Source organism: Sphingobacterium sp. NPDC055431, from assembly GCF_053644255.1.
Genome location: NZ_JBSHLH010000005.1, coordinates 32132 through 57752, shown reverse-complemented (window position 1 = coordinate 57752; position 25621 = coordinate 32132). Strand labels below are relative to the sequence as shown.

General features: G+C 40.0%; 21 protein-coding genes. 7 read left to right on the top strand and 14 right to left on the bottom strand.

The window, feature by feature from the left end; translation table 11 throughout:
- Positions 1–64: 64 nt before the first annotated feature.
- The 3 genes from ACWIB3_RS06920 to ACWIB3_RS06910 form a co-directional block, all read right to left on the bottom strand.
- Positions 65–1087, bottom strand: a complete 1023-nt coding sequence (locus ACWIB3_RS06920) for a rod shape-determining protein (protein WP_093098220.1) — start codon at positions 1085–1087, stop codon at positions 65–67.
- 150 nt (positions 1088–1237) lie between these two features.
- Entirely contained in the window at positions 1238–2899 is a 1662-nt protein-coding gene (locus ACWIB3_RS06915; RefSeq protein WP_454291247.1) for a M1 family metallopeptidase, read from the bottom strand.
- A gap of 21 nt (positions 2900–2920) precedes the next feature.
- A complete protein-coding gene (locus ACWIB3_RS06910; protein WP_454291246.1) occupies positions 2921–4588 on the bottom strand; it encodes a helix-hairpin-helix domain-containing protein in 1668 nt (555 codons plus the stop codon).
- Between the two features lie 848 nt (positions 4589–5436).
- On the opposite strand from ACWIB3_RS06910, the gene ACWIB3_RS06905 reads away from it, so the two are divergent.
- Positions 5437–7077, top strand: a complete 1641-nt coding sequence (locus ACWIB3_RS06905; protein WP_454291245.1) for an SUMF1/EgtB/PvdO family nonheme iron enzyme — start codon at positions 5437–5439, stop codon at positions 7075–7077.
- Positions 7078–8083: 1006 nt separating this feature from the next.
- Here ACWIB3_RS06905 and ACWIB3_RS06900 read toward each other — a convergent pair.
- From ACWIB3_RS06900 to ACWIB3_RS06880, 5 genes are all read right to left on the bottom strand, one after another.
- On the bottom strand, positions 8084–8221 hold the full coding sequence (locus tag ACWIB3_RS06900) for a hypothetical protein (protein WP_313261208.1): 138 nt from the start codon (positions 8219–8221) through the stop codon (positions 8084–8086).
- A gap of 51 nt (positions 8222–8272) precedes the next feature.
- A complete protein-coding gene (locus ACWIB3_RS06895; RefSeq protein WP_185214150.1) occupies positions 8273–9592 on the bottom strand; it encodes an NAD(P)/FAD-dependent oxidoreductase in 1320 nt (439 codons plus the stop codon).
- A 187-nt stretch (positions 9593–9779) separates the two neighbouring features.
- Positions 9780–10109 (bottom strand): 2Fe-2S iron-sulfur cluster-binding protein, encoded by a 330-nt coding sequence (locus tag ACWIB3_RS06890; protein WP_185214151.1) that lies wholly within the window; start codon positions 10107–10109, stop codon positions 9780–9782.
- Between the two features lie 2 nt (positions 10110–10111).
- A complete protein-coding gene (locus tag ACWIB3_RS06885) occupies positions 10112–11116 on the bottom strand; it encodes an NAD(P)/FAD-dependent oxidoreductase (protein ID WP_454291244.1) in 1005 nt (334 codons plus the stop codon).
- A 6-nt stretch (positions 11117–11122) separates the two neighbouring features.
- Complete coding sequence (locus ACWIB3_RS06880; protein ID WP_254528041.1) at positions 11123–11560, bottom strand: MarR family winged helix-turn-helix transcriptional regulator; 438 nt, start codon at positions 11558–11560, stop codon at positions 11123–11125.
- Between the two features lie 398 nt (positions 11561–11958).
- Here ACWIB3_RS06880 and ACWIB3_RS06875 point away from each other — a divergent pair, with 398 nt between their 5' ends.
- Entirely contained in the window at positions 11959–12969 is a 1011-nt protein-coding gene (locus tag ACWIB3_RS06875; protein ID WP_454291243.1) for a zinc-binding alcohol dehydrogenase family protein, read from the top strand.
- Positions 12970–12979: 10 nt separating this feature from the next.
- Here ACWIB3_RS06875 and ACWIB3_RS06870 read toward each other — a convergent pair whose 3' ends face one another.
- From ACWIB3_RS06870 to ACWIB3_RS06860, 3 genes are all read right to left on the bottom strand, one after another.
- Complete coding sequence (locus ACWIB3_RS06870; protein WP_254528037.1) at positions 12980–13861, bottom strand: AraC family transcriptional regulator; 882 nt, start codon at positions 13859–13861, stop codon at positions 12980–12982.
- Positions 13862–14065: 204 nt separating this feature from the next.
- Complete coding sequence (locus ACWIB3_RS06865; RefSeq protein ID WP_454291242.1) at positions 14066–14338, bottom strand: hypothetical protein; 273 nt, start codon at positions 14336–14338, stop codon at positions 14066–14068.
- Positions 14339–15507: 1169 nt separating this feature from the next.
- Entirely contained in the window at positions 15508–16500 is a 993-nt protein-coding gene (locus ACWIB3_RS06860) for an acyl-ACP desaturase (RefSeq protein ID WP_185214157.1), read from the bottom strand.
- Positions 16501–16654: 154 nt separating this feature from the next.
- On the opposite strand from ACWIB3_RS06860, the gene ACWIB3_RS06855 reads away from it, so the two are divergent.
- Both ACWIB3_RS06855 and ACWIB3_RS06850 read left to right on the top strand, forming a co-directional pair.
- On the top strand, positions 16655–17878 hold the full coding sequence (locus tag ACWIB3_RS06855; protein WP_185214158.1) for an aminotransferase class V-fold PLP-dependent enzyme: 1224 nt from the start codon (positions 16655–16657) through the stop codon (positions 17876–17878).
- Between the two features lie 6 nt (positions 17879–17884).
- The gene (locus ACWIB3_RS06850; protein WP_454291241.1) at positions 17885–18310 is read left to right on the top strand and encodes a SufE family protein; all 426 of its coding nucleotides are present in this window, start codon (positions 17885–17887) and stop codon (positions 18308–18310) included.
- Positions 18311–18345: 35 nt separating this feature from the next.
- Here the strand turns inward: ACWIB3_RS06850 and ACWIB3_RS06845 are convergent, their stop codons facing one another.
- Positions 18346–19086: a hypothetical protein gene (locus ACWIB3_RS06845; RefSeq protein WP_454291240.1), complete on the bottom strand. Its 741-nt coding sequence runs from the start codon at positions 19084–19086 to the stop codon at positions 18346–18348.
- 80 nt (positions 19087–19166) lie between these two features.
- Positions 19167–19991, bottom strand: a complete 825-nt coding sequence (gene murI, locus ACWIB3_RS06840; protein WP_454291239.1) for a glutamate racemase — start codon at positions 19989–19991, stop codon at positions 19167–19169.
- 304 nt (positions 19992–20295) lie between these two features.
- Here murI and ACWIB3_RS06835 point away from each other — a divergent pair, with 304 nt between their 5' ends.
- Both ACWIB3_RS06835 and ACWIB3_RS06830 read left to right on the top strand, forming a co-directional pair.
- Positions 20296–21150 carry a hypothetical protein gene (locus ACWIB3_RS06835; protein ID WP_185217577.1) on the top strand — a complete coding sequence of 285 codons (855 nt, stop codon included), beginning with the start codon at positions 20296–20298 and terminating at the stop codon, positions 21148–21150.
- A 293-nt stretch (positions 21151–21443) separates the two neighbouring features.
- The gene (locus ACWIB3_RS06830) at positions 21444–22301 is read left to right on the top strand and encodes a hypothetical protein (RefSeq protein ID WP_454291238.1); all 858 of its coding nucleotides are present in this window, start codon (positions 21444–21446) and stop codon (positions 22299–22301) included.
- 59 nt (positions 22302–22360) lie between these two features.
- On the opposite strand, the gene ACWIB3_RS06825 is transcribed toward ACWIB3_RS06830, so the two are convergent.
- Positions 22361–23782, bottom strand: a complete 1422-nt coding sequence (locus tag ACWIB3_RS06825; protein ID WP_454291237.1) for a glycoside hydrolase family 125 protein — start codon at positions 23780–23782, stop codon at positions 22361–22363.
- Positions 23783–23975: 193 nt separating this feature from the next.
- Between ACWIB3_RS06825 and ACWIB3_RS06820 the strand changes: the two genes are divergently transcribed.
- The gene (locus ACWIB3_RS06820) at positions 23976–25616 is read left to right on the top strand and encodes a gliding motility protein RemB (protein WP_185217574.1); all 1641 of its coding nucleotides are present in this window, start codon (positions 23976–23978) and stop codon (positions 25614–25616) included.
- Positions 25617–25621: the final 5 nt, after the last annotated feature.

Sequence of the window (25621 nt, the reverse complement as noted above, 5' to 3'; positions counted from 1 at the left end):
AGTTACGCGATATAACATTATAGGAACGTTATATCGCGTAATCATAAATTTTTTTAATTATTTGTTATTGCATTAAGAACTTAAATCGTCCGATGTTTTTAAGTGCAATCCCAGTTCCTCTAACTACTGCACGAAGTGGGTCTTCCGCAACGTGAACAGGAAGTTTTGTTTTCGCTTGAATACGTTTGTCCAATCCACGAAGTAAAGCACCACCACCTGTCAGATAGATACCTGTTTGATAGATATCAGCAGATAGTTCTGGAGGAGTGATCTCCAATGCTTTTAAGATAGCTTCCTCAATTTTAGAAATTGACTTGTCTAAACAGTGCGCAATCTCCGTATAGGATACAGTGATCTGTTTAGGGATACCAGTCATTAGGTCACGACCTTGAACCGCGAAATCCTCAGGTGGATCTGTTAATTCTGGTAATGCTGCGCCAACTTCAATCTTGATTTTCTCCGCTGTACGGTCTCCAATCATAATATTATGCTGACGACGAATATATTGAACAATGTCTGAATCGAAGTTATCTCCCGCAACACGGATAGATTGGTCACAAACAATTCCCGAAAGGGCAATCACGGCAATTTCAGTGGTACCTCCACCGATATCAATGATCATGTTTCCTACAGGTTCTTCCACATCGATACCGATACCCACAGCAGCTGCCATAGGTTCATGGATCAAGTAAACCTCCTTCGCTCCAGCAATCTCTGCCGAATCACGAACAGCACGTTTCTCGACCTCTGTTATGCCCGAGGGAATACAAACCACCATACGTAAGGATGGGAAAAACCAGCTCTTACCTTTGTTGATAAGCTTAACCATACCGCGGATTAAATGCTCAGCAGCTGTAAAATCTGCTATCACACCATCACGCAATGGTCTTACCGTTTTTATATTGTCGTGAGTTTTACCCTCCATTTGCATTGCCTGACGACCGATTGCGATCACCTTATTTGTTGTGCGGTCAAATGCTACAATTGAGGGTTCATCTACTACTACTTTATCATTGTGAATGATTAGGGTGTTAGCTGTTCCCAAGTCTATTGCAACTTCTTGCGTAAACCAATTAAAAAGCCCCATTTAGATGTGTAAGTATTATTTGTAATTTAATTGCAAACCTAATGAAAAAAAATGGTTTTTTATGAAAGCATTACTTATAAAAAAACATCTTTTGTCGACGAAAATATTCAAATTTTTAAATATGATATTGTGAACGAAATTAGGCTTATTTTATTGTATTGTAGTACCAATATAATAATTATAAGTATCCACCTTAAAGTTCTCCTTCGTTAATCCATCCAACCTCATCACCTTAAATTTGTCTGTAGGGTCTATTCTCAATCTTTTTCCGTCTTTATCAAAGATATGGACCGGCATCTGAAAGTCTTTTACTGCTGATATCCAACGGATCATAAAGACACCTGGACTATTCTCAATGACCTCTAAAGTCGGGATACTTTTCGTCTGTACAAACTGTTCAAAGGTTTTATCGAGGTTGATGCCAGACTCTTTGCTCATATATTCTACGATATCGCCATAATCAACCGTCTGATGGTAAAATTTCTTATTTAATCCGCGTAGGATATTCCGCCATTTGTCGTCATCATCGATCATGGTCCGGATCATGTTGTGCAATACACCACCCTTGTTGTACATATCCCCTGAACCTTCTTTATTTACGTTGTATGGTCCTTGGATAGGACTATCGTTTTGGATTCCTCGACGGTTGCCATTAACATAGGCTTGGCTGGCTTCCTTTCCATAAAAGAAATCAATGAATAGGGCTTCTGAATAATTGGTGAAACTCTCATGGATCCACATATCGGCAAGATCCTTCGAGGTGATGTTGTTTCCAAACCACTCATGTCCCGATTCATGGACCACTATAAAGTCCCATTTCAATCCCCAGCCGGTTCTCGATCCATCTCTGCCTAAATATCCATTTTGGTATTTATTGCCATAGGCAACTGCACTCTGGTGCTCCATGCCTAAATGTGCTGTTTCAACCAGCTTATAGCCGTCCTCATAAAAAGGATAGGGTCCAAACCAATGCTCGAATGACTTTAATGTCTCATTCGCATTCTTTTTTAGGTGGTCGATCTTACCAGCATTTTCTTTTAAGACATAATAATCAACAGATAGCGGGCCTTTTTCTCCAGCATATGTTTCCTTATAATGGGTGTAGTCCCCAATATTAAGCGCCACATTATAATTGTTGATCGGATTTTCAACCTTCCAATGATATTTGGTATATCCATTTTTCAGTTTTTCCGTCTTGACCAATCTTCCGTTGGACACATTCATGACCCCATTGGGAACTGCCACGGAAATCAACATGCTTTTCACTTCATCCGATTGATGGTCTTTATTTGGCCACCAAACGCTAGCACCCAAGCCTTGACAAGCTGTGGCTACCCAAGGTTTCCCATTACTGTCTTTCTTCCAGTCAAAACCCCCGTCCCATGGAGCTCTGGTCGCCTGAATAGGATTTCCAGAATAATGAACCGTAAAAGAATCAACCTTTCCTTTTTCTATATACTCTGGAAAATCAACAAATACCGCATTGTATTCTCTAGTAAAAGGAAGGGTCTTGCCTTTATACTCCACTTTGTCTACGGAAAGGTTATCAAATAGGTCAAACTGTAATTTATTGAAACGTTCAACAGCTTCAAACTTAAACAGGTTGCTGCCTGAAATAAACTTATTATCAATATCAACTTTAACGTCCAAATGGTAGTATTGGATATCATAGCAGGTGCGCAATGCAGTCAATTCTCCACGTAATGAATCGGCTTTGCTATATAATTCCTTGGCCTTCATCAATTGTGCTTCTGCTGTATAGCTTGCAGCACATAATAACATGCCGAGGAAAATTGATTTTGTTCTTATCATATCGGTCTTATAAAGTAGGTTTTAATGTTTCTTCCTGTTGTTAAAATATTCTTCGATTTTTTGAAGATCAAAGGCATTTAAGCACATCTCTTTGGTCAAACCGCCTTTTCGGCCAACATAAACTCCATATTCCATGTCCAAAAAGCCTTCTTTTCTGTGGGCATCTGGATTGATGGATAAAAGCACGCCTTTCTCTAGTGCATATTGATGCCATCTCCAGTCTAGATCCAGTCTCAATGGATTGGCGTTTATTTCAATAACGACCTTATTGGCAGCACAGGCATCGATTACCTTTTTGAAGTCCAAAGGATAACCCGCTCTAGATAATAATAATCGTCCTGTTGGGTGACCTAAAATTGTGGTATATGGATTTTCAATGGCCTTAACAATACGATCAGTTGCTTTGTCCTGGTCCATTTTTAAATTACTATGGATGGAGGCCACCACAAAATCAAACTTAGCCAAGACTTCGTCTGGATAGTCCAAAGATCCATCTGAAAGGATGTCTGACTCAATACCCTTGAAGATTTTGAAGGGAGCTAATTTTTTATTCAATTCGTCAATTTCAAGCCATTGCTGTTCCAGTCTTTCCAGACTCAAGCCATTGGCATAAACTGCTGTCTTGGAGTGATCGCAAATCCCTAAATATTCCAATCCTAATTCTTCCTTGCAATACAAGGCCATATCTTTCAAAGAATGAACACCATCACTATAGGTCGAGTGGTTGTGCAATGATCCTTGAAGGTCTGCGTAGGTGATGAGCTTGGGTAGTTTATTGGCCCTTGCCAGTTCGATCACATTTCCACTTTCCCTCAATTCAGGTTCTATATATTCCAATCCTAAAGATTTATAGATCTCATTTTCCGATTCCAAATTCTGGAGCTCGCCGATTTCTTCCAATTGTTTGATGTGTTCCTCCGAACCTGTGCTGATCAAAAGGTTCTTGGCAAATTGCTCTGCTTTGCAGGACAATACTTCAAATGGAATTCCATTTTGGTCCTTGAAACTGATTCTTTGGTTTTCTTTATTGATGTCAAACTCATATGCTAAGCTTTTGATCGCTTGATGAATTGCCGTTGGTTCCGCAGCGATCAATATTTGCACCTGTTGCAAAACTTCAGATTTCCTGCGGTAGTCTCCAGTAACACTGAGGGGAGCTAGGGGTAATGCTTTCTCAAAATGTTGTATGACTTCGAGCGCCGATGGCATAACCTTGGCAAATAAGAACCAACCTTGATTGGCGATCGAAAATTCAATGGCTTTTTTAATGTCCTCCTGAGTTTTCAGACCGAAACCTTTGGCTTCAATCAGCCTGTTTTCATTACATGCATAGTATAGCTCTCCGACCGATTCAATTTCCAGGTCATTCCAGATAACCTGTATTTTCTTTGGTCCAAGGCCTTTGATTTTAAGCATTTCCAAAATACCCTCTGGGGTTTTTGCAAGGAGTTTGTCCAAATCTGGAAAAGTACCCGAAGTAATGACTTGCATGATCTTTTCAGCAGTACTCTTACCGATATTAGGTTGTTCACTTAGGGTTTCAAGATCAGATTGGCTCGCCGCAAAAGGTAATTTATCGATCCGAAAAGATGCCGAGGCCATTGCTTTTGTCCTAAATGGATTCTCGTTGTACAGTTCCATCAATTGCGAACACAATTTAAAAACCTTAGCTATCTCTTTATTTGTCATGATTTCCTTCTTTCTTTTATGCGGATATCAAAAATAGGAAATTGAATCGAACATCAGACCATATTCAGGTGACTTAAAAGCCATTTCAATAAAAAATCCTGAGCTGGGGAAGCTCAGGATTTTTACCAAACCAATTATTAACCTAAATTATGAAATTATATACTCTTTTACTCTTTTGCTTTTCTTTAATACTATAACGCAGTCGGATTTTATTTCGTACATAAAGAAGGATTTGTTAACATTTTTTAACGAAAGGAAGGAGGGACGTAGTTTTTTTGAGCCAGGATGCCCTTCGTCTCCACTCAGAGGACGAGGATGAGAGGATAGACCAAGATCTGGATTTGAACCAGGATTGGGTTCGGCTCCGCTCACCCGACGAGGATGGGAGGATGGACCAAGATCATTTTGGCAATATAACACTGGAAATTCCCCAGGACTGTAGGGGCTTATTGCATAAGCCCGCATCCTGTTTTTGAATATATTATAGGTTTGAATGGCGTACAGGTCCATTATCAAAGATAATGGATGTCAGGGTCTAAATAAAATTGGCGTACCGATTCTTCTCCCTAAAAATTTGTCATTCTTAACCGAAGGTTAAGAAACTGTTCGCCAATAAAACCCGTGATACTTTTGGTCTCGCCGGTTTGCTTTTTTCCGCCCACGTCGGACTGAACATCCTGCATCTAATCAGAGACATTCTCAATAATCCTAAAAACAATAAATATTTCCCATTCAATAACTAAATTTCTCAATAAACATTTTATTGTTTATTAATAATTAATATATTAGCCTATCGATTCTTTTCGATTAACTTGAATTATCAATCCTTTGATAGCCAAACCAATATTATGTTTAAAAGAACCAAAATAATCTATCCATTACTTTGCATGCTCCTGCTGTTGTTTTCCTGTAGGCGCGACGATGGAATAGCGATTCCATCCGAGGACAAGGAACTTAAACTGGTCCTGGCAAAACCGAGCAGTATCACGGCGATGAACGCTGCTACCCCTGTCGAGGGACAGGAATTTGGCGTCTATGTCCTCCCGACCGGATCAAGGGACCTGAATAGTGCACTGGTGAACAACCGGAAGTATATATATGAATCAGGAGAGCTGCTTCCAGCTGATGGAGGTCATCCGATAACCTACCCCCAAGATGGTAGCGCTATAGATGTCTTCCTGTACAGTCCCTATCAGCAGGTTTCTAATGGCGAACTTATGATGGACTTTACAAATCAGCTTGATCAGGCCAAACTGGACTTTGTCGAATTCGAAAGAATCAATTTCGACATGTACAATCCTATAGGTCCAATAAGTTTAAAGCATAGGAACAGTAAGCTGAAATTCACCCTAGTGCCCGGCCTAGGGTTGAGCGCTGAGGATTTAGGAAAGGTCGAAATAAGCCTTGTGGGATTCGCCGGTGCTTTGAAATACAATGTTTTCTATCGTACAACGGGTTTTCTTAACTCCTCCGACATTGGACTTGGGACACAGCGGGAAGCTATCATGAATTACCCGACGAATCATGGCCAAGAGCATTTTCAGTTCAAGGTCGGGGATAAGGTTTTGGAATATAACTTGCCTTTATCCGAATCTTTTGTTTCCGGTAAGCAATACGAATACCAGGTCACGATCAACCTAGGTTCGGTCGAGGTCAAAAGGGTCTCAGCGATGGATTGGCAGGTTGATGCGGGTGAAATCATAGCTCGGTCAAAAGGTTTGGAATTCGTCCATATCCCTGCCGGAACATTTACCATGGGTTCGGGAGCTACCGAACCTGGAACTGCAACAAGCACTTACCCTGCCCATCAGGTAACCCTGACCAGAGATTTCCTGATGAGCAAATATGAGATTACTGTTGCGCAATATCTTGAATTCCTCAAGGCTGTAAATGCCGGCATAAACAGTATGAACGCCTGGGATCCCAATAATCCAGGCGTTAAATGGATTGATAATGATGATTTTTTTATTGAGGACAATGGTGAATGGAAGGTTTTTCCAGGGAAAGAAAACATACCCGTCAATTGTGTGACTTGGGTTGGAGCTAGGGCATATGCCCAGTGGGCAGGTGGAGATCTCCCAACCGAAGCGCAATGGGAATATGCTGCGAGGGCAGGCAGCAAAGCTGATTATTTCTTTCTGGAAGATGATGAAACCTTAACTGGTCATGAAAGTGAACTTGCGGAATATGCATGGTATAGTGCAAATTCTGGTAATAAATTAATAGAGGTAGGCATGTTGAAACCAAATCCCTGGGGGCTGTACGATATTTATGGAAATGTATTTGAGTTTTGCTTAGACGAAACAAGGGTCTATGGTATAAACACTGTTGTAGATCCAGGTCAAATTGCTGTAACAAACGCTAGTATTAGAGGAGGTTCATTCCTAGATGAAGTCATACGTGTGAACAGTACATTCAGGAGTTTTTTTTACCAATCAATCTCTTCAAGGATCGCTGGCTTTCGAATCATAAAATATCCAAGTAATTAAGATGGATTTTTGAAGGTGAACCAGGATTCCCTTCGATGACGCTCAGGGTACGGGATGGGGGTACGACAGGCTCACCCACCGGATGGACCAAGATTTGGGCTTAAGAGCGGCTTCTTGGACTATATTTGTCCGCAATTGCGTAGGGGCTTATTGCATAAGCCCGCATCCTGTTTTTGAATAAATAATAGTTGTATTGCTGTACTTTCATGCACCTTCGGTTACCGCTACAGCATCATTCTGACCCAGGAAGGATCTTGAAACTATACAAACAATGATTGAAACATCACGGATTACATTGGCGAACAGGTCCTTTACCTTCGGTAAAGAATGACACGCATTTATAAGTAGAGAACCGTACAGATTCCTCACTGATCGTTCAGAATCGCAATTACGTTAAAGATGGATTCAGAGTGAAGCGAAGAATCTATTGTTGTTTTTTTATGGGAATGATGTCATACCGAATCGTAAGATGAGGGAACTATTTTTTTATTGTTATTATGCCAATAAAGGGAAATTACAGAAAAACATTTCACCCACGCTGTGGGTTGGCCATTTCAAACATCCAATTTCTACAAACATTTCACCCTTTCCAGGAGTTTTAAAATTCTTAAAGTATTCATCCATCCTTCCGAAGGAAGCCCTTTAGCCCCCCGGCTCATTTCCAGTGGCGGAAAGATGGAAAGAATGCCGATGCCTCGCGCGATGGGAATGGCCTTGGAATGCTTTCAAAAAATTCTCCATCAAAAAGGAGAATTTTGAAGGAAGATATTCCCGACATCAAGGCATTCTATCCATGTGCGAAGGACAGTGCGAAAAGTCACCTTAAATGAGCCGAAGCGTTTTGGTTACTTTTGCGCTTCAAAAGTAACGAAGAGAGCTGGTGTCCGTGAGCTCCTTTGTCGGTTTGGTTAATTTGGGCTTCAAAAGAAACGAAGAGAATTCGAGGAAACCATCAGTTTGGCACAAATTATTAAGGTTTGTATGTGGCGGGTGTATGCTATACGACCTACAGCAACGGAGACTTTCCAGCGACAAATTGATCAAAATCATGGCCTATCCTCTTATCCCTTTCCATCCTGGTTCTTCCCAGGTCTTGGCCCATCCTCTTATCTTTTCCATCCTGGTTCAAACGATACTCTTTCACAAAAAAAGGTTGACTTTTGGTCAACCTTTCTCTAAAATATTATAGTTTGTTTTATTGCTGAGCTACCTCTTCACCCTTTACGGTTGGTTCAGATTGAGGTCTGATATACTTATGGATAATCAGACGGATGCCTGAGTTTTTGGTCAGGAACTTAATAGACCAGTTGACGAATGTAACCAAACGGTTCCTGAATCCAAAGATCGATACCAAGTGCACAAACATCCAGGTCATCCATGCGATAAAGCCTTTTAAGTGCAGGTTTCCCATGTCCACCACCGCTCTGTTTCTACCAACAGTGGCCATGGAACCTTTATCAAAGTACTTGAAGTTTTCTGTTTCTTGGTTGTTCAGTTTGTTTAGGATATGCTTTGCAACATATTTTCCTTGCTGTTGAGCAACTGGAGCAACACCAGGTAAACCTCTAGGGTTTTCTTCAGAGATCATGGCAGAAACGTCTCCAATGGCATATACCACCTCTTCGCCATCCACGATACATTGTTCGTTGGTTTTGATTCGGTTACCACGTTGGATAATTTCTGGGTTGATACCTTCCGGCATTTGTCCCATCACGCCAGCTCCCCAGATAACCGTTTTCGTAGGGATCTGTTCTCCTGAAGAAAGGGTAACGGTGTTACCGTCATAATCCGTTACGACCGTGTTCAATATGGTTTTTACACCTAACTCATGCAGGTATCTCTCTGCATCGCGGGATGATTTTTCGGATAGAGCACCCAAGATCTTTCCAGTTCCTTCTACCAAGAAGACTTTCATCTCATAGGTCGATAGTTCTGGATAATCCTTTTTCAACATATGCTGTTGATATTCGGCAATGGCACCAGAAAGTTCAACTCCCGTCGGACCACCACCCACAACAACGAAATTTAGATATCTCTCTCTATCAGAGGCGTTCTTTCTCAAAACCGCTTCTTCAAGGTTCTGTAGGAGATAGCTTCGGATATTTAATGCTTCGATGATGTTCTTCATCGGTAATGCATATTTCTCCACCTGTTTGTTGCCAAAGAAGTTGGAAGTAGCTCCCGTTGCGATCACAAGGTAATCATAATCATAGTCGGCAACCGATGTGTGGACCATTTTATTTTTGCTGTCAATGCTCAATACCTCCGCCAATCTGAAACGAAAGTTCTTTTGGTTCTTGAACATCTTACGCAATGGAAATGAAATAGAATCAGACGCTAAGGTACCGGTCGCTACTTGGTACATCAGGGGTTGAAAGGTGTGGTAGTTGTTACGGTCTATCAACAGAACTTCCACCTCTTTGTTTTTCAGCTGTCGAGCTAATTCCACACCTCCGAATCCAGCTCCAATTATGATAACTCGGGGAAAGTTTCTTTCAGAACGATTTAGTAACATAATACTTCCTTGTTATAAGAATTTTAAAATAAGGCACAAATATCTGACATTTTCCTGCATATTTTATCAATAATTTGCATTTTATTTAGATAAAACATGAAATTGATGTTTAAACTCGTGCTATTCTCTTTGTTTTCAATAAGTTAAATATAGCGAACTAAGTGTAGTAAGTACACTATATTGGAGCTTATTGTAAACTTCCCTTAATCTTTATGGTCAAACCATTATTCGAATCGGTCAACCTCAGCTGACAAGCTAACCTGCTCTTGTCATCCGAATCAGGCAAGGTGTCTAGCATATCTAGCTCTTGATCTTCCGCTTCTGGCAGATTTTCTGCCCCCTCAAGAACTTCTACATGACAGGTAGCACAGAGTGCCATACCGCCACAGGTTGCCAAGATATCGTATTCTGATGCTTTCAGGATTTCCATCAAGCTCAGGTTTACATCTGTAGGGACCATGACTTCCTGCCTGGTGCCATCTCGATCCTCTACATTAATAGTGATGATATTCTCCATAATTAGAACGCATTGATACCGTTTACTGTCGTGTATTTAAAACTTAGTTTTTGCTCCGGATAGACATACTTAAAGGCACTCTGAACCATTAATGCTGCTTCATGGTAACCACATAAGATCAGCTTTAATTTTCCCGGATAGGTGTTGATATCACCGACGGCATAAATCCGCTCCACATTGGTCGAATAATCAAATGTATCCACCTCAATGGCATTTTTATCAATGTTTAATCCCCAATCTGCAATCGGCCCTAACTTAGGGCTCAATCCATAAAGTGGGATGAAATGATCTGTTTGAACAACAATCTCTTCCTTGCTTTTGTTTGTCATAAGTATAGATTCTAAATGGCCATTGCCATTGAGGCTCTGTAAGTTATGGGATAGCAAAAGATTGATCTTACCGGTTTGTGCCAAATTGAAGACCTTCTCTGCTGAATCCGGTGCTCCTCTGAAATTGTCACTGCGGTGCACCAATGTCACCTCTTTTGCGACATCGCTCAGAAAGATGGTCCAGTCCAATGCAGAATCACCACCTCCAGCGATAACGATGCGTTGGTCCCTGAATTTTTCTGGATTTTTGACCATATAGTGCACATTCTTGCCCTCAAAATTGCTCAGGTTTTGCAGTTCTGGTTTTCGAGGTTCAAAACAACCTAGCCCACCTGCAATAACCACAACTTGGCAATGGATCTGTGTACCTTCCGAACCGACTACCATATAAGATCCGTCCTCTTGCTTCTGCAAGCCATCAACCCGCTCACCCAAGGTAAATGTGGGTTGGAATGGCTCATTCTGCTTCATCTGATTGTTGATCAATTCCTGTGCGGTAATACTGGGATAGCCCGGGATATCATAGATTGGTTTGTGTGGATAGATTTCCGATAGCTGGCCGCCAACCTGTGGCAATACATCGATCAAATGACAGCGCATTTTTAAAAGACCGGCTTCAAATACAGCGAATAGACCTACTGGTCCAGCTCCAATTATGCAAATATCTGTCGTAATCATATCTTTTTATTTTGTTTCTAGATTATTATAAATTGTGTTTAATATTCTCGTGAAATTTTCGAAATCTTCTTCTGTCAAATTCTCCCATGCCTTCATCCTAAAATCTTTTACCAGAGGAGTTAAGCTTTTCGCTTGCGCCTGTCCAGCCTCAGTCAATTGAATATGCAGGCTCCTACGATCATTAGGATGCACAATGCGATGTACATAACCTTTCTTCAACAATAGATCGACGATCCTGGTCATCGTTGGCTGGTCTTTCCCACATTTCTCTGACAGATCTTTATGGGTCAAGTCCTCCTGCTCATATAGCGTCTTTATTACCGACCATTGGTCTACAGTGAGGTCAATCCCATGTGCCGAAAAGGATGACTGGGCAAACTGCTTTACCCTTCTAGCCGTACGGTCTAGGATAAAGGAATATTGATTGAATTTTTCTTTTAGCATAACAACTATTAGTACAACAAGTAAATTTACTCAATATTTAACATTTCAAAGAATTTGGACTGAAATATTACATGATTATTATGATTGATGAAATTCCAAAATTCGATTTTCATTGACTCCTCCAGATCAATAACCTTCGGACCTCAGTTTGACCTCATTCGAGACATATTCGGAAAATTCGGAATGTGTCTCGAATGAGGTCGGAACTTGCTGGTATACTTACATCAAATTTTAAATGAAATGGTTGAGCCAGAGTTTAATGAATATTTTATTGAACTCAAATTTTTGGTTTTTTTGGAATGGCTTTTCTTTGTTAATATCTATTTATTTAAAGATAATATCGATCAAAAATCCTTTCTCAAACATAATTAATTTTATGAAATCTAAATCCTAAATCTATGCAAATCTTAGCATGTAAAAAACCTGGAGAATTGGAATATAAAGAAGAGGTCTGTAATCGGATCAAACCTGGACATTCCCTGTTAAAGGTCAAGGCAATCGGCATCTGTGGGACTGACTTGCATGCCTTTGAAGGAACGCAGCCTTATTTTACCTATCCTAGGGTGCTAGGTCATGAAATTGCAGCCGAAATCGTAGAAACAATGGACCCTAATTTCCAAAAGGGACAATCAGTGACGGTATTGCCCTATTTTAATTGTGGGGAATGTGTGGCTTGCCAAAAGGGGAAAGGGAATTGCTGTGTTTCTTTGCAGGTGTTCGGCGTACATATTGATGGTGGAATGAAAGAGTTGATCCAAGTTCCTGATAGTTTCTTGATTGCTGGAGAAGGCTTAAGAACTGAAGAATTAGCACTGGTAGAACCCTTTTCTATTGCATTGCATGCTGTCAAAAGGGCAAAATTGGAGCCTAGAGAATTCGTGCTCATTGTTGGTGCAGGTCCCATAGGGATTGCTACAGCAATTTTTGCTACAGAGAGAGGGGCTAAGGTCCTTTTGTTGGATGTACATGAGGATAGATTGGCTGCAGCTAAAAAAATGGTAGAAGAACTAGAAACCTTTAATGTGAGGTCGGGTTCTGCAGTGGAGAAGTTGCAAGAGTTCAGTAAGGGAACTATGGCACATGTAGTATTCGATGCTAGTGGTAATTTGGAGGCCATTAATTCCAGTTTTCAGTACCTTGCCCATACGGGTAGGTATGTTTTGATAGGATTGCAAGCAGGGGCTATTCAATTCAGTCATCCTGAATTTCATAAACGTGAAGCCACCTTAATGAGCAGTAGAAATGCTGATCGAAGTGATTTTGAAGAGGTCATTTTATTTTTGAAAAATAGAAAGATCAATCTAGCACATTTTATTACACATAAAATTGGTTTTGAAGAACTTGGGCATAAATTTCAAGACCTTTTGGATCCGAATTCAATGGTTATAAAGGCACTTGTGAATTTCTGATTACGGGAAATTAAGCTTCCAGCCTTCCCATTAACCGATCCTTATACTGTCGGGGCGTTACACCCTTGATCGATTTGAATATCTTGTTAAAGTTGGATAGGCTTGAAAAACCGCAATCATAGGCAATATTGCTGATCAGGCTGTCGGTTTTTAAAATCTCTTGACAAGCAATGCTGATTCGGGTTTCGTTGACGAATTGTATAAAGCTTTTTTGGGTCCTAGCTTTGAAAAAACGGCAAAAGGCCTGTTTGGTCATGCTCGCCATCTCCGCTGCCTCATCCAGTTTAATCTCCTTATTGTAGTTCTCTAGTACAAAACGGATAATGTGATCTACCTGATTGCCCTTAAATTCTTGGGTTGAATAACGGTTTCTATAGGATGAGCTCGATATATATCGGAAGTCCTCCGCCTTGATCAAGCGTTCCAACAGCTGCAGGAAATAGATGGTCCTCTGCAGATCTTCTGCTTCATTGATGGCAAAAAGTAGCTTGGTCAGTTCTTTTTTTGTTTTACCCAGAAACATTACGCCCCGATCCATCTTATCAAAGAAATTCCGCAGGGAGTGGGTTTCTTGCAGAGGATCCAATAGCGATAGGCATTTGTCTACATCAATGAACAAGGTAATGGATATTGCCTTTTTATCATCTGGATGGCTGGATGGATTGGAGTACCATACATGTGGTAGATTGGACCCCAAAAGCGTAAGTTCATCCTTTTCAAAATTGGAGATATTGTCCCCGACCACACGTTGCCCAGAACCCTCTTGTATATAGTTAATTTGGATCTCTTTATGAAAATGGAAGTTCGTTGAAAACAATTGATCGCTAAAGTGTCGGAATTTGTACACTTCATTGTCAAGTTGACTTAATATGCGGTCAAATTTGGGTTTCATGTATTGATGTTATGTGATTCCAGGTAATGTGCCTTGAAATTACGGATTTGAGAAAGGGAATTCAAATAAACTCTGTAATAAATAAGATAGAAGGGGGGTATTCGTTACTTTTTCGCGGAAAAGTAACCAAACCGACGGAGGAGCTCACGGATACCAATTCTCTTCGTTACTTTTGAGGCGCAAAAGTAACCAAAACGCTTCGGCTCATTTAAGATGGCTTTTCGCACCATCCACTTCACATGAAAAGAATGCCTTGATGTCGGGAATATCTTCCTCAATATCCTCCCTTTTGATGGGATGATCTTGAGGAAGCATTCCAAGGCCAATCCCATCGCACCGGGCAACGGCATTCTTTCCATTTTTCCGCCATTGGAAATGAGCCGGGGGGCTAAAGGGCTTCCTTTGGAAGGTGAAATGTTCCTTTACCCTCTGCCAATGCAGAATTGTTGCAATAAATAGAACCCTAGAAGGGTTCAATTATTTTAGCAATCCCATCGCACCGGGCAACGGCATTCTTTCCATTTTTCCGCCATTGGAAATGAGCCGGGGGGCTAAAGGGCTTCCTTTGGAAGGTGAAATGTTCCTTTACCCTCTGCCAATGCAGAATTGTTGCAATAAATAGAACCCTAGAAGGGTTCAATTATTTTAGCAATCCCATCGCACCGGGCAACGGCATTCTTTCCATTTTTCCGCCATTGGAAATGAGCCGGGGGGCTAAAGGGCTTCCTTTGGAAGGATGGTGTTTCTTAACTCAATGACAATGCAAAATTCTTGCAATCAAAGAACCCTAGAAGGGTTCAATTATTTTAGCAATCCCATCGCACCGGGCAACGGCATTCATTCCATTTTTCCGCCATTGGAAATGAGCCGGGGGGCTAAAGGGCTTCCTTTGGAAGGTGAAATGTTTGTTTTGTAAACCCCTGGAAGGGGTGGAATCTTTGTAGAACCTGGATGTTTGAAATGGCCAACACCCAGCGTGGGTGGAATATTTTTCTATACCCTTTCTATGTCACCCTGAGGGCTTTCCCCGAAGGGTCTCGGACCTATCCATTCTTTATTTGAAATGGTTTCCTCATCTTACGATTTCGGAATGACAACCATCTCAAAAAAATAAAAACAATAGATTCTTCGTTTCACTCTGAATCCCTCATTAGCGCATTTTGTTTCTGAACGATCAGTGAGGCATCTGTACGGTTCTCCTCCCAAAACTGCCAGTAATGCTGCAACGAAGGTGCAGGACCTGTACGCCAATGTAATCCTCAAACAATTTTTCGATTTGGTCTGTAATTATCCGAGATGTTTCGTTCCTCAACATGACAAAAAGGGATAACCAAAGGTGCAGGAAAGTACGCCGTTTTAATCATTGTTTGTATAGTTCCGAGATCCTTCCTTCGCCAGAATGACATCGTGGCGGAAACCAAATGTACAGATATGTACGCAAATAAAAACCTATTGTTTATTCAAAATATGAAGCGGGCGAATGCGATACGCCCCGACGGAATTGAGGCCTAAAATAGGCTAGGAAGCCATATTCATACCATGATCTTGGTCCATCCTCCCATCCCTTTGATCCTGGTTCAAATAAATATCTCAAAACCCAAAAGAGACCGCAATCTGCGGTCTCTTTTGGGTTTTGAATCAAGGGATTAATAGATCCACTTGAAGTTATATTGTTTCTCTGGGACTTTCATGCGGTCGGCCAGGCGCAATAAGCGATCTGGTAGGCGCATGAGATAGTCGCGAGCTTTCTCACCTTGTTCATTCAATCCAGAAACTTGGTCGATTTTCCAATCATTGATCAATTCTTTTAGGATATCTACATAGTCAACGGCCGTATACACGCCTAATCGTTGAGCAGCATCCGAGAAATGGGCGAACGCTCCACCTTGAGGTTCTCCAGATTCTCTCAGGAAGTGCGCCGGCATGACGATCTTTTTCTTCATCATGTCTTCAAATGCAATCATGACCTCACTAGGGTCTACTGCCATGGCATGAGAGATAAAGGACATATATGCTTTTGCGTGTCTCGCTTCATCCGAAGCAATAACACCACACATTTTTGCCAGCAATTTATCACCGCTTTTCTTAGAAAGGGCAGCAACACGTCTATGTGAAACATTGGTCGCTAATTCCTGAAATGAAGTATAGATAAAGTTTCTATAGGGATCGGCACCTGTACCGATGTCGAAACCATCCTTGATCAGATATTGAACGGAGATCTCAAACTGTTTCATGTCAATCCTGCCCGACAGGTAAAGGTATTTGTTCAGCAAATCCCCGTGTCTGTTTTCTTCCGCAGTCCATGCACGAACCCATTTCATCCAGCCACCTTGTTCGTTTTTGTTTACATCGTCCACCATGGTCAACCAAGACTCATAAGTAGGTAGGGCTTCTTCGGTCACGGTGTCGCCAATCAGCACTGCTACTAAGTCGTAAGGTAATTCCTTCGCGCTTTCCTGTAAATCACGGACTTCCTCAAAAAAAGTGTCTCTTGCAGAATCAGGCAGAAAATCTGCTGGTTGCCACATATCCTCAACAGGTTTTAGGTACTCGGCCATTTCATTGAGCATGAAGGGTTCCAAGTAGGTCATTACCTCTTTTCTTGAGCCTTCTGGTATGTTTAAAGGTAGTTCTTGCATAATTATAACAAAGGTAGTCAATCTGCTCTTAATAATAATTTAATATTTTATTATTTCAAACCGCAATATGGATTATTACTTATAAATAACTTTATTGATGCCCGATATGTTTTATTATATCTTAACTTTGTGTGTTAATTAAAAAGAGTTAGAATTGAATACATTAGACATCAAAGCGATAAGAGAAGATTTCCCGATTTTGAAACGTGAGGTAAACGGGAAGCCTTTGGTCTATTTAGATAATGGTGCAACAACACAGAAGCCTAAAGCGGTGATTGATGCCATCCTAAACTATTATACCGATATGAACAGCAATGTTCATCGTGGGGTTCATTACCTAAGTCAGATTTCCACGGATGCCTTTGAGGTAACCCGTAGAAAGGTTCAGGAGTTCATTCATGCAAAGCATGACTATGAAATCATTATTACCAAAGGAACAACAGACAGCATTAATTTAGTGGCGACCTGTTTTGGACAGGAGTTTATTTCGGCAGGGGATGAGGTCCTAATTTCGGCCATGGAGCACCATTCTAATATAGTTCCTTGGCAGATGATCTGCGAAGCAAAGGGTGCTTCCTTGAAGGTAATCCCGATGACAGAAGCTGGTGAATTGGATATGGATGCCTATAAATCTTTATTAAGCCCCAAAACCAAGATTGTTTCCGTAAATTATGTCTCGAATGCATTGGGCACGATCAATCCAATCAAGGAAATCATTGATTTGGCGCATGCTCAAAATACACCAGTGCTGATTGATGCTGCGCAGGCTGTTCAACATATAAAAATTGATGTTCAGGAACTGGACGTTGATTTCTTGGTGTTCTCAGGACATAAGATGTACGGCCCGACAGGTGTTGGAGTATTGTACGGTAAGGAAGAATGGTTGAATAAGATGCCTCCATATCAAGGCGGCGGTGATATGATCAAAGATGTGACCTTTGAGAAAACCACGTACAATGAACTTCCCTTTAAGTTTGAAGCCGGTACACCTAATATTGAAGCCGGAATTGCCTTAAATGCTGCCATTGATTATATCAATCATTTGGGATTGGATAATATCAAGAAGTATGAGGATGAATTGTTGGCCTACGCTACGGAAAGATTGAGTGAAGTAGAAGGAATCCGTTTTATCGGTACAGCAAAAGAGAAATCTTCCGTGATTTCCTTTGTTGTTGATGGTACCCACCCTTATGACATCGGCGTGCTGTTGGATAAATTGGGAATTGCGGTTCGTACGGGACATCACTGTGCTCAACCCGTGATGGAGCAGTTCCATATTCCGGGAACAGTAAGGGCAAGCTTAGCAGTTTATAACACAAAAGAAGAAATCGACGCATTGGTGGCAGGAGTGAAACGTGCCGTTGCCATGTTAGTATAAAAGATTATGACAATTAAGGCAATACAGGATGAATTGATTGAGGATTTTTCCTTTTATCAAGATTGGATGGAGAAATATGAACTCATCATCCAATTAGGGAAGGAATTACCATTGATTGATGAATCGAATAGACAAGATCAATATATCATCAAAGGATGCCAATCTAAAGTTTGGTTGGTCCCTGAGTTGAAAGATGATGGAAAATTATATTTTACGGCTGATTCTGATGCGGTCATCACTAAAGGTTTGGTCAGTCTCATGGTAAAAGTACTATCTGGGCATAGTCCAAAGGAAATTGCGGATGCCGACCTTTATTTTATCGATCAGATAGGTTTAAAGGAGCATCTTTCGCCGACTCGGGCAAATGGATTGCTTTCCATGGTCAAACAGATGAAATTATATGGTTTGGCTCTACAGGCTAAAGCATCATAAAGATTAGAAGCTACCCTTGGGTAGCTTTTTCATTTTTAGTTTGATGGTTTATATTCTTCGAAGCGGTTTTTGATATAGGCACGGAGTTCGTAATCTGACATTTTAGAAAACTCTTCATAGCTTGGTCTATAGGTGTTTTGGAAGATAGTAGCCTGATCGCCTTTCAGACCGGTCATTTCTTCGATCAATTCCTTCGAGAATGTCATGTCGATATATTGTATGCTATACTCATCGGCTTCCAATTGTTCTTCTAAAGGGATTTTGACTTTGCTCTTAAATAGCATTCTCTTGACTGCTAGCAAATCTACGGTAAACAACCTTGCCGTACTTCCATTTGCCAAGAATCCTCTTGGATTGCCTGACATATCTGCTCTACCTAGTACAACCTGTCGATATTTTGGCGTTTTTGGGATGCCCAGGTCGATTTTGATTTGAGTGGAATCGTTTTTCTCTGTTTTTCCTTCAACCTTTACTTCTTCAATGGCAATATAACTCGGTTTTAAGGTAATGATGGATAAATCTTTTTGGGGTTGATCCAAATAAAGGTTTATCTTCAGTACCTGATAACCTTGCTGATAGAAAAACAGGCTATCCTGCTGCATAACCTTAATCGAGAACTTTCCTTGCAGATCGCTAAAAGTTTCTGCAATACTGCTTTTTACTTTGGCCTTGACCAATATTCTTCCGGTCTCCGAATCTCGAAGGATACCAGAAACGGTCTGAGCTTGGGAAAGTGTTCCAGAAATGATCAAGAGAAAAAGTAAAAGGATTCTCATCTAGGTATGTTTTATACCTAAAAATAAAAAGTAAAACGTTAGTTTTTAGATTATTAACTTAATTTAACTCAAACTGAATTTTATACCTTGATAAACTTTGAACTGATCTTTTTGCCAAAGAAAATTTCCGCCTTCTGATTGAAATCATTGGGGTCATCCGTGGTAAAGAATTGAAGAGATCTGGATTTTGAGCATTTCTCTTCTACCTCAGGATGTCTTTGTAAGTAATCAACCAAGCTTTCTGCTACCAATTTTCCTTGAGAAATAATATTGATGCCTTTTGGTGTATATTTCTCGATCAGTGGCAATAATAAGGGATAGTGGGTACAAGCTAATAAGATGGTATCCATCTCCGGTGACGTGGCAAGCAATTGTTGGATATCTTGTTGGACAAAGAAATTTGCGCCCTCACTTTCTAGCTCATTGTTTTCCACCAAAGGGACCCAAAAAGGACAGGCATGCTGGAATACTTCGATCTGCGGATGGAATTTATTGATCTCAAGGACATAGGAGTTGGAGTTTACCGTTCCTTGGGTCGCCAAAATTCCAACTTTATTGCTTTTTGTAAATTGGTCGACGACTTCGGAGGTCGGACGGATAACGCCCAATACCTTTTTGCCTTCGGGGAGGTCATGCTGTTGAATGGTCCTTAGGGCCTTGGCGGATGCGGTATTGCAAGCCAGGATAACCAGATTGCAGCCCAGTTCGAATAATTTGAAAACACATTCTTTGGTATATTCATATACAGTCTCAAACGATCGGGTGCCATAGGGAACACGAGCATTATCTCCTAAATAAATGTAATCGTAATCTGGAAGATGCTTATGGATCTCTTTGAAAACCGTAAGACCACCATAACCAGAATCAAATATGCCAATAGGACCGGGACTGTTTTTTGCAGACATGAACAATGTGCTTTCTTAAAAATTGATACAAAGGTTGCAGATTCTGTTTTCAAATGCAAATGATTGCAAAAATTGTTTCGTATAAAGTTTTGTGTGGGTGCAGTGAATCTGAAAAAAAAACACATCTCAGTTTTAGTTTTTTCGTTAATCCTACAGAACTTCCCTACTAATTTTAACTCAATATTAAATTTTCAGATTTATTTAAACCATCTGAAATAAAATTAGTCAATTTGTAGTAAGAAACTTGAGGAATTTTAAGATATTTGACGCCTTTAGTACACTTTAGCTATTCCATTCATTTGTAATGAAAAAAATCATATTAACCTTAATTGCTTTTATAGCATTGCTAGCTGCATGCTCAAAGATTGAGATTAAACCTGAACCAGAGCCAGAACCACCTGTAGAATACCCGAAAATTACCATTAATGCAAAAAAGACGGACCTTAGTCTTTTCGAAAAGGTAGATGCTTTTCTGGGATTGGAAGGCGAGAAAGAAGAGCTCCATGGTATTGGTTTTGGTTTGACGGGAATATTCGATTCTATCCATTGGGAAATCCCAAACATGTTTTTCGATTCCAGATCTTCATCCTCTTTGCTAGTTAAAGAAGGTTTTGCGTTTGCATCACCAGGAACCTACACCCTTTATTTATCAGCATTTATGAACAATGTTGTAGTAAGGAGAGATTCGGTAGAATTTCATGTGAAAAACACAAAAGACTTCTTAGGAATAAACTGGAAGGATGGCAAGGATGAAGAATTTAATAGTTCATTCAAAACTTACAGTTCAATCAATAATATTATTATTGATTTTTTAGTACTAAAAAGTTATATCACAGGGGATAAACCTTTTGCTAGACTAACACCATCTTTTATCAGAGTCCCGTTGAATAGATATTCAGAATTATCCTACAACGCATTAACAAATTGTATCAATACGACTTTTGGAGAAAGTCAATTTAATTATAGTGGGGATGTTAAAAAATCTAATCTCATAGAAAAATACAATGAGCTTTTTAAAAATCCCTTGGCAGAAAATTATTATCCAGTGAAAATCTGGCAAACGACAAAGAATAACATTGTTTTATTGGCTTATCCAGTTGAGGATCCCCTAAATCCTGTAAAAACGTATTATCATGTAATGGCAGAACCCAGGATTTAATAGTTCTGCTGAATGGATTAAAAAAAGCCATCAAAACAAAGAAGTTTTGATGGCTTTTATTTTGTTAATCTTTTAAAAGCTCCGGTTAATCTTGATACGGTTAAATGCACATCTCAGTTTTAGTTTTTTCGTTAATCCTACAGAGGGTTCCTGCTAATGTTAACTCAATATTAAATTTTCAGATTTATTTAAACCAATCGAAATAAATTTGGTCATTTTGTTAGTGAGATACATTATTAATAATATCGGTATTTGACTGTATAAGTACTTTTTAACTATTCCATTTATTTGTTATGAAAAAAATCACATTGGCCTTAATTGCCGTAGTAGCTTTGTTAGCTGCATGTACAAAGAGTGAGATTACACCTGATCCGAAGCCAGAGCCAGAGCCTGAGCCAAAACCAGCGGTAGAATATCCGAAAATTACTATTAATGCAAATAAGTCGGATCTGAGTCTTTTCGAAAACGTGGATGCTTTTTTGGGATTAGAAGGAGAAAAAGCTGATCCTTTTGATATTGGTATTACATATATGGGAGTATTTGATTCTGTTCATTGGGAAATTCCAAAGATGTATTTTGAATCAAAAACTAAATCTTCAGTTACTGTAAAGGTTGGCTTTGCATTCTCCATACCAGGGACTTATACCCTTTATTTATCAGCCTTTAAGGACAACGCTGTTGTAAGAAGGGATTCGGTAGAATTTCATTTCAAAAACACAAAAGACTTCTTGGGAATAAACTGGAAGGATGGCAAGGATATAGAGTTTTACAGTTCAAACAATACTTTTAGTAAAGAGTATTTTAATCTAAAAAGTAACATTACTGGAGATAAACCATTTGCTAGGCTAGAATTTGGTTTGGGCAGAGGTACATTGGGAAATGAATATTCAGAAATATCATTCAATGCATTAACAAGATGTATCAATACGAATTTTGGTGAAAGTCAATTTAGTTACACCGGAGATGTTAAAAAAACTAATCTCTTTGGAAAATACAAGGAGCTTTTTAAAAATCCATTGGATGAAAAATATTATCCAATAAAAATCTGGCAGACGGCAAAAAATAACATCGTTTTATTGGCCCAACCAGCACAGGATCCAATAAATTCTTCAGAAACGTATTATCTTGTCATGGCCGAGCCTAGAAGTTAATAAACAAGATAGAAATAAAAAGCCCTCAAAACTTCATTGGTTTGAGGGCTTTTATGTTGTTAAGCTTTTAATAGCTCTGGTTTTTCTTTATAAAGTTTCCACATCAATTCTCCGAATAAGGTATTGGTCCATGCGAACCAGTGACGGGTGAATTTTTTTGGATCATCCTTATGGAAAGATTCATGCATAAAGCCTGTTCCGCCATGTGTTTTCTTTAAGGTTTGTACACACTGTCTGATTTCCTCATCATTGGTAGAGGTATTTGCGCGCATAATGATTGACATCGGCCAAATCATATCGCGGCCGATATGTGGACCACCGATGCCTTCTGCAAATTTTCCCTTAAAGAAGAATGGGTTTTTATCCGAAAGGATAAAGTTTCTTGTTCTCTGGTAAACCTCGTCATTGACATCCACCGCACCTAGATAAGGAAGGGCTAATAGGCTAGGTACATTGGCATCGTCCATCATCAGGTAACTTCCAAATCCATCCACCTCAAATGCATAAACTCGGCCATGTGTTGGATGGTCAATTATACCATATTGGTTAACAGCTTTTTCAACCTCATTGGCAAGTGCTTCCATTTCTGTAGCGAGCGCCGTATTGTTTTTAACTTTTCTAAGGATTTCTGCAGATTGACGAAGGCTGACAATGGCAAAAAGGTTTGATGGGATCAAGAATCCGAAAATGCTACAGTCATCGGAAGGACGGAAACTGGAAACGATCAATCCCACTGGATTCACAGGGTATCCATATCCATCTACCTGTAGGGTATCTGAACCTCTAGATGTTGTTCTTTCAAACTTATAAGGTCCTACACCATTTTTACGTTGTTGCTCTTTGAAGGTCCTCACGGTAGCTTCTTGCGCTTTTACCCAAGTATCATCAAATGGCGTATTATCATTTGTTTCTTTCCAATAGCGGTAAGCCAGGCGGATAGGATAACAAAGGGAGTCAATTTCCCATTTACGCTCATGCATTCCCGGTTTCATGTCGGTGTGATCCGTAAACCATTCTCCTTTTTTGGTCGGATCATTGTAAAATGCATTGGCATAAGGATCAATATTGATACATTCAGATTGTTTGTTGATCAATCCAAGGATCATGTTTTTGAGGTCTTTGTCCTTGTTGACAAACTGAATGTACGGCCAAACCTGTGCACTACTGTCGCGAAGCCACATGGCATCGATGTCGCCCGTAATGACATAGGTTAATTTTCTATCGCCTTTGGATTCATCATATACCGTGGTATCCAAGGTATTTGGAAGGCAGTTGTTGAACATCCAACCAAGTTCTTTATCGGCTACATTTTTCTGGAATTCCTTGATCATGCCTTCCACCAACTTACTGCTGAAATGACGTTTGTCTACCGGCGTACGGACTACTGGGAAATCATTGATCCCCTCGGCAAAAGAGAACTTGCTAGCGAGCATTCCGGCGCCCAATAAGGCAGAATTTTGAAGAAAAGTTCTACGTTTCATATTTTTAATAGAATAGTTTTACAATTAATTAGGTAGCAATATACAAATTGTACTTGATTTTACCTTGGATAGACTAAACGTTTTAGCGTTTAATATGAGCAAAAATAAGTTTAGCTCAATTAATAAAAGTACCTTTGGGAGTTTTTAGGAATAAAATTTGATAGTATAGCCCAAACATCTCGACTAATAATTTATGAAACATACTTTATCTTATGCAATAGCCGGACTGCTCAGCCTAAGTGCCTTTGGCCAATTGCATGCGCAAGTCAAAAATCAGCCTTACTCTTACCAGCATTATCAAAAGTATGATGAGGAGTTGTATTCTCCGAATACGCGTTATCATACTTCTTCAAAACCCTATTTGTTTAAAGGGCGATTGTTAGAGAAGATGGATTCCATTCAATCATTGAATCCGGTGGATTCAGATAACTGGTTTATGCGCAAGATCTTCAATGAACACCTTGTTCAGGTTGAAAAAGAAGACCATTCCTTTTATTTGGATGTTTTACCAGACTTTGTCATCGGTACAGAAATGATTGATCCTGATAAAAGGACCACTTGGCTAAATACCCGTGGGGTTCAAGCGGGTGTTACCATCAAAGATAAATTTACTTTCTATGGTAACTTCTTCGAGAATCAAGGTGTATTCCCAAGATATATCGATGAGTATATCATGCAATCGAAGGTTGTTCCTGGACAGGCAATGGCCAAGAGACCATTCAACAAGACCAAGGACTGGATGTATGCTACAGCGAACCTAACTTACGATTTCAGTGACTATTTCCAAGCGACCTTGGCCTATGATAAGAATTTTATAGGTGATGGGTATAGATCTGTTCTATTGTCAGATTTTTCAGCAAATATGGCGCATTTGAAATTGACCGGTAAGGTTGGTAATGTGCAATATACTTCCATTTGGGCATATATGACCGATCCAAATAATCCAAGGATTGACTCCCTGAATTCAGGTGGTCGTTTTGGTGATGGTATCAAATGGGGTGCATTCCAGTATTTAGATTGGAATGTGACCAATAGATTGTCCTTAGGATTCTTCCAATCCGTTATTTGGGCCAACCGTAATCAAGCTGGACATAGAGGGTTCGATTTCAATTACCTAAATCCTGTATTGTTCCTGAGACCGGTGGAAAATAATAATATTTCTTCCCCAGATAAGATGTTCTTGGGTTTGAATGCCAAGTATAAGATCCTTGATAACTTGACTGCTTACGGTCAGTTTCTCTTAGGTGAATTTACTGCGAAGGAATTCTTCTCAAACAACGGATATAAACACAATAAATGGGGTATGCAATTGGGAGCAAAAGCCTTTAATATTTTTGGTGTAAGAAACTTAAATATTTTGGCAGAATATAATGCGGTTCGTCCATATACCTATCAGCACTTTGTTTCGATCTCTAACTATAGTAACCGTGGGGAACCTTTGGCGCATCCTAGAGGAGCGAACTTTAGGGAGTTGATCGGTATTGCAAACTATTCTTGGAATCGTTTTGATTTTTCTGTTCAAGGGATGTACAGTCGTTATGGGACCGATCCGATGGGACAATTGGGACAGTTTATCAACTATGGTGGAGATATCTTCCAATCGTACAATACTGCACCTAATACCTATGGAAACAAAATCGGCCAAGGTGTTCAAAACGATCTTTACTACGCGGATTTAAAAGCTGCCTATGTCTTGAACCCGAAATATAATTTGAGGTTTGAAGTGGGCTATACGCAGCGTTATAACAAGATCGAAAAAGCTCCGACCCAGAAATCTGGTGTAATTACCGTGGGATTACGTTCAAGTTTCCGTAATCTTTATGGAGATCTTTAGGATTA